This window comes from Agrococcus sp. Marseille-P2731 (assembly GCF_900117395.1).
In the GTDB taxonomy this organism is placed as follows: Bacteria; Actinomycetota; Actinomycetes; order Actinomycetales; family Microbacteriaceae; genus Agrococcus.
This window is the reverse complement of sequence record NZ_FPEG01000003.1, coordinates 1,148,091-1,160,930: the sequence shown is the minus strand read 5'-3', so window position 1 is coordinate 1,160,930 and position 12,840 is coordinate 1,148,091. Positions and strand designations below refer to the sequence as shown.

At 72.8% G+C, this 12,840-nt stretch carries 14 protein-coding genes and 1 riboswitch; of the genes, 7 read left to right on the top strand and 7 right to left on the bottom strand.

Features of this window, described 5'->3' with window-relative positions:
- Window positions 1-4 precede the first annotated feature (4 nt).
- The 4 genes from BQ6202_RS13760 to BQ6202_RS13750 all read right to left on the bottom strand — a co-directional run bounded on the left by BQ6202_RS13760 (window position 5) and on the right by BQ6202_RS13750 (window position 3,163).
- On the bottom strand, window positions 5-1,315 hold the full coding sequence (locus BQ6202_RS13760; RefSeq protein ID WP_072314935.1) for an MFS transporter: 1,311 nt from the start codon (window positions 1,313-1,315) through the stop codon (window positions 5-7).
- Between the two features lie 122 nt (window positions 1,316-1,437).
- Window positions 1,438-2,082: an ArsR/SmtB family transcription factor gene (locus BQ6202_RS13755; protein ID WP_072314934.1), complete on the bottom strand. Its 645-nt coding sequence runs from the start codon at window positions 2,080-2,082 to the stop codon at window positions 1,438-1,440.
- A 2-nt stretch (window positions 2,083-2,084) separates the two neighbouring features.
- Window positions 2,085-2,237, bottom strand: coding sequence for a hypothetical protein (locus BQ6202_RS14930; RefSeq protein ID WP_159433650.1), 153 nt, complete (start codon window positions 2,235-2,237; stop codon window positions 2,085-2,087).
- Between the two features lie 149 nt (window positions 2,238-2,386).
- Window positions 2,387-3,163 carry an SseB family protein gene (locus BQ6202_RS13750; RefSeq protein WP_083587303.1) on the bottom strand — a complete coding sequence of 259 codons (777 nt, stop codon included), beginning with the start codon at window positions 3,161-3,163 and terminating at the stop codon, window positions 2,387-2,389.
- A 105-nt stretch (window positions 3,164-3,268) separates the two neighbouring features.
- Here BQ6202_RS13750 and BQ6202_RS13745 point away from each other — a divergent pair, with 105 nt between their 5' ends.
- Both BQ6202_RS13745 and BQ6202_RS13740 read left to right on the top strand, forming a co-directional pair.
- Window positions 3,269-3,688 carry an ArsR/SmtB family transcription factor gene (locus BQ6202_RS13745; RefSeq protein ID WP_072314933.1) on the top strand — a complete coding sequence of 140 codons (420 nt, stop codon included), beginning with the start codon at window positions 3,269-3,271 and terminating at the stop codon, window positions 3,686-3,688.
- A 2-nt stretch (window positions 3,689-3,690) separates the two neighbouring features.
- The gene (locus BQ6202_RS13740; RefSeq protein WP_072314932.1) at window positions 3,691-4,365 is read left to right on the top strand and encodes an SRPBCC domain-containing protein; all 675 of its coding nucleotides are present in this window, start codon (window positions 3,691-3,693) and stop codon (window positions 4,363-4,365) included.
- Here the strand turns inward: BQ6202_RS13740 and BQ6202_RS13735 are convergent.
- A complete protein-coding gene (locus BQ6202_RS13735) occupies window positions 4,362-5,897 on the bottom strand; it encodes an SPFH domain-containing protein (protein WP_234946220.1) in 1,536 nt (511 codons plus the stop codon). The genes BQ6202_RS13740 and BQ6202_RS13735 overlap by 4 nt on opposite strands.
- Window positions 5,898-6,109: 212 nt before the next feature.
- Between BQ6202_RS13735 and ctlX the strand changes: the two genes are divergently transcribed.
- Window positions 6,110-7,147, top strand: a complete 1,038-nt coding sequence (ctlX, locus tag BQ6202_RS13730) for a citrulline utilization hydrolase CtlX (RefSeq protein WP_072314931.1) — start codon at window positions 6,110-6,112, stop codon at window positions 7,145-7,147.
- Between the two features lie 118 nt (window positions 7,148-7,265).
- On the opposite strand, the gene BQ6202_RS13725 is transcribed toward ctlX, so the two are convergent.
- Entirely contained in the window at window positions 7,266-7,658 is a 393-nt protein-coding gene (locus BQ6202_RS13725; RefSeq protein WP_072314930.1) for a VanZ family protein, read from the bottom strand.
- Between the two features lie 676 nt (window positions 7,659-8,334).
- A riboswitch (SAM riboswitch) is annotated at window positions 8,335-8,449 on the bottom strand.
- Between the two features lie 47 nt (window positions 8,450-8,496).
- Complete coding sequence (locus BQ6202_RS13715) at window positions 8,497-9,240, bottom strand: hypothetical protein (protein WP_143143745.1); 744 nt, start codon at window positions 9,238-9,240, stop codon at window positions 8,497-8,499.
- 127 nt (window positions 9,241-9,367) lie between these two features.
- Between BQ6202_RS13715 and BQ6202_RS13710 the strand changes: the two genes are divergently transcribed.
- The 4 genes from BQ6202_RS13710 to BQ6202_RS13695 all read left to right on the top strand — a co-directional run bounded on the left by BQ6202_RS13710 (window position 9,368) and on the right by BQ6202_RS13695 (window position 12,811).
- Window positions 9,368-9,916 carry an NYN domain-containing protein gene (locus BQ6202_RS13710; protein ID WP_072314927.1) on the top strand — a complete coding sequence of 183 codons (549 nt, stop codon included), beginning with the start codon at window positions 9,368-9,370 and terminating at the stop codon, window positions 9,914-9,916.
- A 211-nt stretch (window positions 9,917-10,127) separates the two neighbouring features.
- A complete protein-coding gene (locus BQ6202_RS13705; protein ID WP_143143744.1) occupies window positions 10,128-10,484 on the top strand; it encodes a hypothetical protein in 357 nt (118 codons plus the stop codon).
- Window positions 10,485-10,582: 98 nt separating this feature from the next.
- The gene (locus BQ6202_RS13700) at window positions 10,583-11,962 is read left to right on the top strand and encodes an FAD-binding oxidoreductase (RefSeq protein WP_234946219.1); all 1,380 of its coding nucleotides are present in this window, start codon (window positions 10,583-10,585) and stop codon (window positions 11,960-11,962) included.
- 27 nt (window positions 11,963-11,989) lie between these two features.
- A complete protein-coding gene (locus BQ6202_RS13695) occupies window positions 11,990-12,811 on the top strand; it encodes an alpha/beta fold hydrolase (RefSeq protein WP_072314924.1) in 822 nt (273 codons plus the stop codon).
- Window positions 12,812-12,840: the final 29 nt, after the last annotated feature.

Genomic DNA, 12,840 nt, shown 5'->3' with positions numbered 1-12,840 from the left:
GGAATCATCCGCTGGTCGGACGCCCGTCGTGCGTGGGGGCACTCGCCGGGGCATCGTCGCCCGCCCGCCCCATCCAGACGGCGACCGCGGCCGCCGCGATGCCGACCGCCGCGGCGAGCAGCAGCCAGCGGAAGTCGACGATCGCCATCGTTGCCGTGCCGAGCGCGAGCATCAGCATCTGGGGCACGTTGATGGAGACGTTCATCGCGGCAGAGGTGCGCCCCTGCAGCCGCCGCGGCACCAGTCGCATGCGCAGGGTCGAGAGCCCGACGACGACCCACGGCACGCCGAAGCCGATCGGCCACTGCACGAGCGCGATGCCCGCCCAGCGCATCCACTCCTCCGGCAGCGGCCACTGCACCACCGCGTAGGCCGCGAACGAGCCGACCGCGACGAGCGTCATGCCCCACGCGAAGAAGCGGCGCTCCGCGAGCCGCCGCAGCGCCAGCGCCGAGAGCAGCCCGCCCGCGAGCGCCGCGACGCCCTGGATGGCCTGCGCAGGGCCGAGCGCCGCCGGGCCGGCCTGCAGCCCGTGCTCGATGAGCGGGAAGATCGTGGCGTTCAGGATGCCCGTGAGCCCGAAGCCGACGGCGGCGGCGATGGTCAGCAGGCGCAGCAGCGGATCCCGCAGCAGCTCGCGGAAGCCCGCCGACACCTCGTGCCAAGAGGTCTCCCCCGCACCGCGCGGCTCGGGCGCCGACTCCTCGATCTGCACGGTCAGCAGCATCGCGGCCATGACGAGGTAGCCGGCGACCGAGATCGCGATCACCGCCCAGGGCCCGGCGACCACATAGAGCCCGGCGCCCAGCGGCGGGCTCACGATGCGCATGCCGTTGTCGATCGAGGTGAAGATGCCGTTCGCGCTGCCGATCTCGTCATCGGGCAGCAGGTCGCGCAGCAGGCCCGCCTGGGCCGCGCTCGTCAGGTAGGCCGAGAGGCCGTAGCCGAAGGTCACGGCATAGATGAGCCACACCTGCTCGGGCCCGCGCACGAGGAGCAGCAGCAGCACGACGGCGGCGACGCCGAGGTTCGAGGCGATGAGCAGCGGCCGGCGGTGCGCGCGATCGGCGAGCTGGCCGGCCCACGGCGCGAGCAGCGCCGGCAGGCCGATGAAGAGGAACACGAGCGCACCCGCGGCATCCGAGCCCGTGATCTCTCGCACCCAGATCGCGAGCACGAGGTAGAGCGCGCTGTCGCCCAGGTTCGTGGCGAACCAGCCGACCATCAGGCGGCGGTAGGCCGGGCGGCGCATGGGCGATGGCGGCTTCGGTGCCCGTGCTTCCGGGCCATGCGGGGCGGATGCGGTGCTGGTCATGGGAGGACTCCTGTGTCCTGAGCGCGCGGTCGGCGGACGCGACCGCGCGCCGATCCGGCCGGTGGCCCGGCCGAGGGGAGGGGAGGTGGGGTGAGGTGAGGTGAGGAGGAGCGGGCGGGGCGTCAGCCCGCGTCCGGCTCCTCGGGGGTCGCCGGTGCGTCGAAGTCGGGGTTGAGCGTCGCGAACAGGTGCGCCTTGCGGCTGCCCGGCGGGCGATGCGCGGGATCCTTGCGGCCGCGGAAGCGGTCGACCAGGTGCGCGATCTCGGTGGCGACCTCGGCGAGCTCGTCGGAGGTCGCCCAGAAGGTCGAGGTGTTGATCGTGGTGCCGGGCAGCCACTGCTCGTCGCCGAGCCCGTGCACGGTCAGGAAGTCGACCATCCGGTTGGCCTCGTGCTGCACGTAGAGCGCGCCGATGGCGGCGGAGGTGCGGATCGAGTCCTGGTCGTGGGGGTTCGGCCGCAGGTCGCGGCTGTGGTGCACCGCGCGCCACGGCTTCGAGGTGCCCTGCGCTGCGGCCCGCTCGATGAAGCCGGCCTTGGCGAGGGTGCGCAGGTGGAACGAGCAGTTGGACGGGCTCTCGCCGACGCGCTCGGCGATCTGCGTCGCCGTCGCCTCCTCGAGCTCGTCGATCACCGAGAGGATCTCGACGCGCAGCGGGTGGGCGAGGGCTCGCAGCAGCGCGGGGTCGCCTGTGCGCAGCTCCCTGCCGTGCTCGGTCTCGACGTCGCTCGTCTCGAGGTCGAGGTCGCCCTGCTGCTCGGTCATGCTCAGATCAAACCACGCTGCAGCGCGAGCTCCGCCCGCAGGCGGTCGTAGTAGCGGTGCGAGTCGTCGCGCTCGATGCGGGCGCGGTTGCGGCGCTCCTCACCCGCGAGCTCGAGCGCTGCAGCCGAGTGGCGTGCGATGCTCCTGCGTCCCATGGGATGCCTCCTTCGTCATGCCGACATGTGTGCCGGCATCCGAAAGACTACTTTCAAAGCGGTTGCTTTGCAAGAGTTCTTTCTAAAGACTTGCTTCGGCATCCGTGCTCGTCATGGTGGCCCGACGCCGAGACCTCGGCACGGGTTGCTCAGCTGCCCAGGAACTCCTCGCGCGTCACCTCGACGAAGGGGCCGGCGGGGTTGACGACGAGCCCTGCGAAGAGCGTGCTGGTGCGCAACTGCTCGCGCAGCCGCTTGGTCGTCGTCGAGATCACGCCGTCCTGCGGGTTGCGTGCCGCGATCTCGGGCGCCGAGGTGAACACCAGCAGCGCGCGCGTGCCGTCGGCGCGCTCGCTCATGCGCAGACGGGGCTGGTCGGTGCGCTGCTCGCCGCCGCGCACCTCGCCGGCGAGCAGGATCGGCCCGTCGGCGCGCAGCGCCTCGAGGATCGCCTCGCGCGAACCCCCGGACTCCCCCGCGGCGATCGCGGCGCTCAGTCGGTCGTTCCGGAGGTGCCGAAGGGCGAAGTCGATGTCCTTGGCCGACAGGGCGACGGTCTTGTCGGCCGGGTCGAGGTAGAGCCAACCGGCTCCCTGCTTCTTCGCCATCTCGAGCACGCTCGCGGCGGGACGTGCGAGCGACTGGTGCTGCGTGCCCTCCGGGTGCATGCGCGCGACCTCGGCGTTGCTCGTGAAGGCGAGCATCGCCCGCCGGCCGTCAGGACCGACACTGCTGCGGATGCGGATCTTGGAGCCGCTCTGCGCCGAGCCGCCCCGCAGGTCGAACTCGGAGCCGGTCGCATCGAGCAGCAGCTCGCCGACGAGCGCGGCCCGGATCACCTCGACCATGTTCTGCTCGCTCGAGTCGGCACCGAACGCCGTGATCGCCCGACGGAGGCGCGCGTTGTCAACCTGATCCATGCTCATGGCTTCACGCTAGCCCTCGCAGGTTTCGCCGACGAGTCGCCGAGCCGGGCAGCGGCAAGACGGTTCACGCTTGACTTATATAAGTGGCGGTGCAATCATCGCCCCATGCACGCGCTCGACGTCCTCGGCGATCCGGTGCGGCGACGCATCCTCGAGCTGCTCGCCGATGGCGAGGCGAGCTCCGGCGCGATCGCCACGGTGATCGGCGGCGAGTTCGGCATCAGCCAGCCCGCCGTCAGCCAGCACCTGCGCGTGCTGCGCGAACAGGGCTTCGCGACCGTCCGCCCCGAGGGGCAGCGCCGGCTCTACGCCGTCGATCCGGCCGGGCCGCGCGAGGCCCGCGAGTGGCTCAGCACCTTCGACGGCTTCTGGCTGCCGAAGCTGGCCGCGCTCGACACAGAGCTCGCCCGTGGTCGCCGCCAGCGGCGGCTGAGCGCGGAGGCGGCCGCGTCGCTCGCCGCTGCCAAGCGTGCCCGAGCCGCGAAGCGCGCCGCCGATACCCAGACCATCTCGAACGAGGAGTGACCATGGTTGATGTCCTGAAGCAGCTCGGCGCAGTGTCGCGCGGGGTGCGCAGCGAGACGATCGACGGCGAGGCCTCGAGCGTGCAGACGCTCGAGCAGACCTACCCATCGCCGATCGCCGATGTGTGGGATGCGGTGACGAGCCCCGAGCGCATCGCGCGCTGGTTCATGCCCGTGTCGGGCGAGCTGCAGCTGGGCGGGCGCTATCAGCTCGAGGGGAACGCGGGCGGCACGGTGCTCGAGTGCAGCCCGCCGGAGGGCGAGTCGGCGAGCTACCGCGTCACCTGGGAGTTCGGCGGCGGCGTCACCTGGCTCACCGTGCGCCTGCGGGCCTCTGGCGAGGGCACGCTGCTCGAGCTCGAGCACGTGGCGCGCGATGCGGATGTGCCGGCCGAGATGGGCGAGACCTTCGGCCCGGGCGCCACGGGCGTCGGGTGGGATGGCGGCCTGCTCGGGCTCGCGCTGCACCTGCACGAGCCGGCCAGTGCGATGACCCCGGAGGAGGGCGCCGCATGGGGCGTCACCGACGAGGGCAAGGCCTTCTACCGCGGCTCCGCAGACGCCTGGGGAGAGGCCTCGATCGCGAACGGCACCGACGCCGAAGCGGCGCAGCGACAGGCCGATGCGACCTACGGCTTCTACACCGGCGACATGGGCGCGGGCGGCTACTCCGCCTAGCTCGCCGGCGGCTCGGCGATCGCCGCGCCCGAGGCCGGCGCACCCCTCGACGCCATGGCGCTGCCTGCAGCATTGCCCTGCGCGGTGGAGTTGATGATCGCCTGCAGGTCGATGCCGGTGGCGTCCTTCATCATCTGCGTCATCGAGGCCATGTTGCCGACCATGTCGCTCGTGAGCTTGCCGGTGCCGTCGGCCGAGACCACGGTGATCTGGCTCGACGCGTAGGCCTTGCCGAAGGCGTCCGCCACCTGCGGCAGGACCTTGAGCAGCTCCTGGGCGAGCACGACCTGCGCGTTGTCGCTCAGCGCCTTGGCGCGCGCCTCGATCGCCTGTCCCTCGGCGAGACCGCGCGCACCGATCGACTCTGCCTCGGCGCGGCCCTTCGCAGCAGTCGCGACAGCCTCTGCCTCACCCTCGGCCTTCGCGGCCTCGGCGGCGGCGATGCGGGCCGTGCGGTCGGCGTTGCCTCGCGACTCCGTCACCGCCGCGTCGGCGACACCCTCGGCCTGAGCCGCGTGCGCGCGGGCCTCACGAGCCCGGCGCTCGGCGTTCGCCTCGATCTCCTTCGCCTTGGCCTGCGCCTCCGCGGTGACCTGGATGCGGTAGGCCTCGGCGTCCGCGACCTTGCGCACCTCGGCGTTCAGCTCCTGCTCGCGCAGCTCCGCCTGGCGCTGCGCGGTGATCTCCTCCTGCCGCACGATCGCCTGCCGCTGCACCGCATCCTCGAGGGGCTTCGCGGCAGCGGCCTGCGCGACCGCCTTGTCGGTCTCGGCAGTCACGGCAGCCTGCTGCAGCTGCAGCACGCGGTTGGCCTCGAGGATCTGCTTCTTCGCCTCGATCGACGCCTGCTCGGCGGCCTTCTGCGCCTCGGTGTTGGCGATCGCCGCGGCCCGCTGCACGGCAGCCGACTCGGGCACGCCGAGGTTGACGAGGTAGTTCGAGGTGTCGTTGATCTCCTGGATCTGCAGGGTGTCGACCACGAGGCCCTGCTTCGACAGCGCGTCCTCTGCCGCCTGCAGCACGGCGGCGGCGAGCGCCTGCCGGTCGTGGATGATCTCGAGCACCGTCAGCTGACCGATGATGCCGCGCAGCGAGCCCGACAGCACCTCCTGCGTCGAGGACTCGATCTCCTCCTGCTGCGACAGGAATCGCTGGGCGGCGTTGCGGATCGACTCCTCGGTGCCGCCCACCTTGATGACCGCGACGGCCTGTGCGTGGATGGTGATGCCGTCCTTCGCCTGCGCCGTCGTGTTGAACAGCAGGCGCCGCGAGCGCAGTGACATCTTGAACGACTTCTGCACGAACGGCATCACGAAGACGCCGCCGCCCGTGACGACCTTCTGGCCCGAGAGGTCCTGCGTGGTGTGGCCCTCGGCGTCGACCGTCTTCTTGCCCTTGCGGCCGGTCACGATGATCGCCTCGTCGGGCTCGGCGATGCGGTAGCGCTTGATCGCCCCCATCACGAGGATCACGACGAGGATGACCGCGATGATGATGGGCAGCACGAGCGGGGAGAGCAGCAGATCGAACACGGGGGCTCCTGAGGGCGAAGGGGGACTTCCTCTGAACCTACTGGGCGCGCGCTGTGACGCGCGAGGCTTGCGGCAGGTGGATGCGGCGGTCGGATGCGGCGGCGGCGACCGGAGCGCGGCACGCAACGGATGCGCGCGCAGTCGCGCTTGTGCGCCGACTCCTTGCGCCGATTCCCGAAAAGCGCGCGCGATCGCCGCTAGATTCGGCAGGTGTGAGCGCCGTCGCACCCCATGCCGTCATCCTGATCCGAGCCCGGCACTTCCGCCCCAATCCCGCGACCTCCGCCGACAACGCCTTCCAGGCCGACGCGCCGGAGCACGAGTCGCCCGAGCAGACCGCGGCGAAGGCGCTCGCCGAGATGGACGCGCTCGCCGCCGCCCTGCGTGACGCCGGCGTCACCGTGCACGTCTTCGACGACGAGGATCACACCCGGCCCGACAGCGTCTTCCCCAACAACTGGCTCTCGACCCACGCGGGCGGCACCGTCGCCGTCTACCCGATGTACGCATCCAACCGCCGCCACGAGCGCCGCACCGACGTGCTCGAGATGCTGAAGGCCGACTACCGCGTGCAGGCGATCATCGACTACTCGGGGCTCGAGCCTGACGGCATCTTCCTGGAGGGCACGGGCGCGATGGTGCTCGACCCCGTCTCGCGCGTCGCCTACCTGGCGCGCAGCCACCGAGCCGACACGCACGTGCTCGAGCGCTTCTGCACCGACTTCACGTACGAGCCGATGGTCTTCGACGCGCTCGACGGCGACGGCGTGCCGGTCTATCACACCAACGTCATCGCGACCATCGGCACCGACGTGGCGCTGTTCGCGCTCGAGATGATCCCGGATGCGCGGCGGCGGCAGGAGGTCCGCGAGCGCCTCGCGGTCAACGGGCGGCGCGTCGTCGAGCTGACCGAGCGGCAGGTGCGCGAGTTCGCGGGCAACGCGGTCGAGCTCGCGGGGCGCTGGCCCGACGGTCGCCGGCGCACCATCATGGCGATGTCGGCGCGGGCGCGGGCGTCGTTGACGGAGGCGCAGGTGGCGCTCATCGAGGAATCGTGCGAGATCGTCGCGGTCGACATCCCGACCATCGAGCTCGCGGGGGGCTCGGTGCGCTGCATGATCGCCGGCGTGCACCTCGATCCGCGGCCCGCGCGCGAGCCAGAGCTCACCGAGGCCGTCGAGGCGATCGCCGAGGAGCCCGAGACGATGGACGGCGCTGAGGCGGCCTCCGAGCTGCCCGTCTCGGCCTAGCCGCCTCCGCGAAGCGGCCCGCGCGAGGCGGGCCCGCCCGGCGACTGGTGCTCCTGCGCACGAGCGGTGCTGGCGTGCCGGCACCGCTCGTGCGCAGCGGCACCGCTCGCGCTCGACGTCAGGTCGGCGGGAGGGACGCAGGGCGCGGGCGGGGGCGACGCGACAGTCGTGAGCGCAGGGCGAGGCCAGCTGCGATGCCCGCGGCCACGCCGATGACGTCGGCCACCGCATCCCACGCGTCGCCGGAGCGCTCGCGCAGCAGCAGGTGCTGCAGCACCTCCGACACGACCGCGTGCACGATGAGCAGCGCCGCCAGCAGCGCGGGGCGGATGCCCGCCAGCACCCCGAGGAGCGCCGGCAGCAGGAAGACGGCCACGTGCACGACCTTGTCGAGGCCCGGGATGCTCGGGGTGCCGTCGGGCGTCGAGGGCGCGTAGAGCGCGACGAGCTGCAGGAGCACCGCGAGCGCGAAGCCCGCGAGCGCCGCGAATCGCACCCGCGCAGTCGTCATCGTTCGATCGTGCCACGCTGCCGCCGGTCGTGCCGCGGCGCGTCGAAGGCCGACCCCTCCCGCCATCGGCGACCCGGTGCACCGGGTCGCGCGTGGCGCACGAGGTCGGGCTTCGGGGTCGAGCGGACGGGAGCGGGGCTTCGAGACGGCAGCGGGCAGGGCCCGCGGCCTCCTCAGCCAGCGGGTGCGCCGGCGGGAGGTGCCGCAGGGAGCGGCGCACGCCCGAGGTAGCTCGCCGGCGTGTGGCCGAGGCGCGCAGGCCCGCGCGCTCCGCGCCGAACACCTGGGTCGACCACGACGCATCCGCATGCCTGACCGCGTGCGAGAGCGCCACGAGCGCGATCACGCCTGGCTGCGAGGGCGGCCGCTCGACGAAGGCGACGGCCCACGCCAGATCGCTCCCGGCATCGTTCAGGTCGACCTGCGGCAGCGGCGGCAGTGGCAGCTCGAGCCCGCACAGCTCGCAGCGCTCGCGATCGGAGTAGGCGTCGAAGCGCCTCCGGTCGCCGTCGTGCCGGCAGGCTCGCTGCGCTCGCGCGACCGCCTCGAGGTAGCCGATACCGGAGGCGCCACCGCCAGCGGGAAGCTCGGGCAGCGCGGGAAGATCGCGCCAGGAGACGGGTGGTTGCACGTGCATGGGTCGCTCCGACCGCTCGGCGAGGAGCGGCGCACCGCTCTCGCTGACTTGCCGGGCACGAGTGCGCCCGACCGGCTCTTCCCCTGGGGCACCCCGCTCAGCGGAGAGGGTTGCCGTGCAGCCGGCCAGGTACCGATGGCTGCAGCTCTTGAGCCTGGTGCCGAGTGTAGACGGATGCGGTGACACGGTCACCGACGGCTGCTACTCGACGATCAGGCTCGCGGCGCCTCGAGCGTCGTCGGCATAGCCGGCGAGCACCACGACGAGCTCCTGCGGCTCCTCGCCCAGCAGCTCGATGCGCGGGTTGCGGTCGCCGCCGCTGTCGTCGTCGCTGTAGGCGGTGTCCGACTCGGGCGCGTAGGCCCAGAGCACCGTGTCGATGTCGGACTCGCCAGCCAGCACCGCGTCGCCTCGCTCGATCGGCACGATCGCGACGCCGGGCGCTCCCGGCTGCAGCCCGAAGCTGGCCGTGGTGCCCGGCGACACCGTCGTCGTGCCCGTCAGCACCTGCAGCCGGTAGCCCGAGCGGTCGCCCGACCACTCCCCGACCTCGATCGTGTACTCGCCGGCCTCGAGCACGACGGCCAGCATCGGATCGCGCAGCCCCTGCTCGAAGTCGAACACGCGCCGGGTGTCGGTCTGCCCGTCGTCGTTCTCGAGGTCGACACCCTCCCCCACTAGGCGGAGCGTCAGATCCTCCTCGTCGGTCGAGGTCGCACCGATCACGACGGCGGCGCGCTCCTCGAGCACGAGGTCGACGGGCGAGGTGCCGTTCGCGGGCACGACGCCGTCGGCGTCGCCGCTGCCTGCGGAGCCGCCGGGCGCGATGGGCGCCGCCGGCGAGGGCACGGGTACCGGCGGGGGGCCGGGGGTGCATCCGGCGAGCCCGACGGCCACCGCCGCTCCGACGGCGGCGGCGGCTGTTCCCCGGCGTGCACTGCGCATGCGCTGACTCCCTCTCACCCGACGCCACGATCGCGGCGCGGCCTCACGCATCCGATCGTATGGCGCACGGCGCCTCGGCGCCGCGAGGTGCGGTCGGCTGGCGCGGCCGCGGCGATAGGGTCGGCGCATGGCCGAGCGCACCACCTATCTGCTCATCGATGGCGAGAACATCGACGCGACCCTCGGCATCTCGGTGCTCGGCCGACGCCCGCTGCCCGAGGAGCGCCCTCGGTGGGATCGCCTCCTGCACTACACCGAGGCCGCATGGCAGCAGCCGGTCAAGGGCCTCTTCTTCCTGGCGGTCACGCACGACCTGCCGCTCTCGTTCGTGCAGGCGCTCATCGCCATCGGCTACCGCCCGGTGCCGCTGCAGGGCGAGGGCAAGGTCGTCGACATCGCGATCCAGCGCACCGCCGAGGCGCTCGTCGCCCGCGAGGACGCCGACGTCATGCTCGTCAGCCACGACGTCGACTTCGCGCCGCAGATGGAGCGCCTCGCTGGGCAGGATCGCCGCCTCGGCGTCGTCGGCTTCGGCGAGTTCATGGCGAACGGCCTGCGCGAGGTGCCCGGCATCGAGGTGTTCGACCTCGAGTACGACGTCGAGGCCTTCAAGAGCCGCCTGCCGCGCGTCCGGGTGATCCCGATCGACGAGTTCGACCCGCTCGAGTTCCTCTGAGGCAGCCCCGGCCCTGCTGAGCCGGTCGCTCCGTCACCGGTGCACGGCGGCACGGCCGCGCCGCCGTGTCGCCGGAGCGCTCCGGGCGGTGCCAGAATGGAAGGCTGGAGCGCGCTGACGCTCCACACCCCCAAACACTCCGATGGCGGATGCGCTCGCGCTCTGCCGCGCCCCGCATCCGTCTGACGACATCGACGGAAAGAGCAGCAGCATGAGCGCCTCGCAGACCCCCGACAGCAGCCCCGCCACCGAGACCGCCACCGAGGCGACGGCCCCCAAGGCGCCCTCGCGCCGCTGGCCGTGGATCGCCGCGCTCGTCGTGGTCGCCGCGCTCGGCGCGACCGGCACGGGCATCGCCACGGCTTCGGCGGCCGACGCGCAGGAGGAGGTCGCCTCGCTGCAGGAGGACTACGCCGACCTCGAGACCCGCTCCGACATCGCGCAGAGCAGCCTCGACCTGATCCGCGACCACCGGGACCGCCTCGCGCTGCAGGTCGAGGAGCAGGCCGCCGAGCTCGAGGAGCTGCGCGCGCAGGCCGGCGAGGGAGCGGGCGCGCAGCAGGGCTGAGCCCCGTCGCACGCTCGGGCCGGGCGCACCGACCGCGGGCGCGCCCGGTCTGACTGTGGTGTGATTGCGTCACCAGCTCGTCGAGCGAGGAGGCGCCGGTGCCCGAGATCCTGCAGCTGCTGGGCGAGGCCCTCCGCCCCGACCAGCTCTCGATCGACGACGCGACGCGTGACGCCTACGCGCACGACGACGCCGAGTGGGCCCAGTTCGCTCCCCCGCTCGGCGTCGCCTTCGCCGAGTCGCTGACCGATGTGGTCGCCGTCGTGCGCGCGGCGGCGGCGACGGGCACCCCGCTCGTGCCGCGCGGTGCCGGCACGGGCCTCTCCGGCGGCGCCAACGCATCCGCCGACAGCATCGTGCTGAGCCTCGAGCGCATGACGCGCATCGTGGAGATCGACGAGGCCGAGCGCACGGCGACCGCCGAAGCGGGCGTGCTCAACGACGCGCTGCGCGCCGCGGTCGCCGAGCACGGGCTTTGGTACCCGCCGGACCCGGCGTCGAGCGCGATCTCCACGATCGGCGGCAACGTCGCCACGAACGCCGGCGGCCTGTGCTGCGTGAAGTACGGGGTGACGGCGGATGCGGTGATCGCCCTCACGGTCGTGCTGGCCGACGGTCAGGTGGCCAGGGTCGGGCGCAAGACCGCGAAGGGCTCGACCGGCTACCAGCTGGCGCAGCTGCTGGTCGGCAGCGAGGGCACGCTGGGCATCGTGGTCGAGGCGACCGTGAAGCTGCGGCCGCTCGCCGGCCGCGAGGATCGCGCCATCGTCGGCTCGTTCGGCTCGCTGCAGGACGCCGGGCGTGCGGTCGCCGCCGTGAGCGCCGACGGCATCATCCCCGCGGCGCTCGAGCTCATCGACCGCACCTGCCTCGACGCGGTCGCCGCGTGGCAGCAGCTCGACCTGCCGACCGGGCAGGCGGCGCTGCTGCTCGCCAAGGTCGACGAGCCGGGCGCAGCCGGTGAGGCGCTCGCCGCCCGCGTCGCGGCGCACTTCGAGGCGGCGGGCGCCACCTCGGTCGCGCGCTCCGTCGACGCCGCCGACGCCGATCGGCTGTTCCTCGCGCGCCGTCTCGCCTACCCCGCGCTCGAGCGGCTCGGGCCCGTGCTCACCGAGGACGTCTGCGTACCCCGCGGCGCCGTGCCCGAGATGCTCGCGCGCATCGAGGCCATCGCCGCCACCCACGCCGTGACGATCGCGAACATCGCCCACGCGGGCGACGGCAACCTGCATCCGCTCATCATCGCGCCGGAGGGCGACGAGGCCGCGCGTGCGCGGGCCAAGCTCGCGTTCGACGAGATCGTGGATGCGTGCCGCGAGCTCGGCGGCACGGTCACGGGCGAGCACGGCGTGGGCCTGCTGAAGCTGCCGGGGGCGGCCGCCGAGCTGTCGCCCGTCGTGCTCGGCATGCACCGGGCTCTCAAGGACGCGCTCGACCCGCAGGGCATCCTGAACCCGGGGAAGGCGTTCCCGGGCTGACCGGGCGCCACTGATCGAGGAGGCACCATGCCCACCATCACCGCTGACGACGGCACGCAGCTGCAGTACGAGCAGCACGGGCCGCACGACAACGTGCCGCGGAACGCCGACGTGGTGCTGCTCGCCGGCTTCCGAGCGCCCGGCACCTCGTGGCGCTACCAGGTACCGGCCCTGCTGGCCGCCGGCCACCGCGTGACGGTCGTCGACCTGCGAGGGCACGGCGCCTCCGACCCATCGCCGACGGGCACGACGATGGCGACCCGCGCATCCGACCTCGACGCGGTGCTGCGCCACCTGCACCTGCGCGACGTCGTGCTCGTCGGCGGCTCGATGGGCGCTTCGACGGTCTGGGCGTTCGTGCAGCAGTTCGGCGAGGAGCGCGTGCGGGCGATCGTGTCGGTCGACCAGACGCCTCGGATGCTGAACGGCGAGGGCTGGGAGCACGGCTTCTACGGCTACAGCGACGCCAACCGCGACACGTTCTTCGCCGAGACGATCCCCTCGACCGGCGTCGGCACGCCGATGTGGCGGCGGCCCGCGCGGGTGCTGCGGATGCTGCGGGCGATGCAGGGCGTGTCGCGCGAGCTGGGCCCGGGAGACCTGGGCGTGCTGAACGACCACGCGAAGGCCGACTGGCGGCCGGTGATCGCCGGCTTCTCGAAGCCGGTGCTGTTCGTCGCCGGCGCTGAGAGCGAGTATTGGCCCTCGGAGCACGCCGCCGCGTCGGCCGCCCTCGCGCCGCAGGGCACGTCGGCGACCGTGCAGCGGGCGGGGCACGCGACGAACCTCGAGCAGCCGAAGGCCGTGAACGCAGGACTGCTGGACTTCATCGCGCGGCTGCCGCGCTGAGCTGCCGGCGCGACGTGCACAGGGCGGCA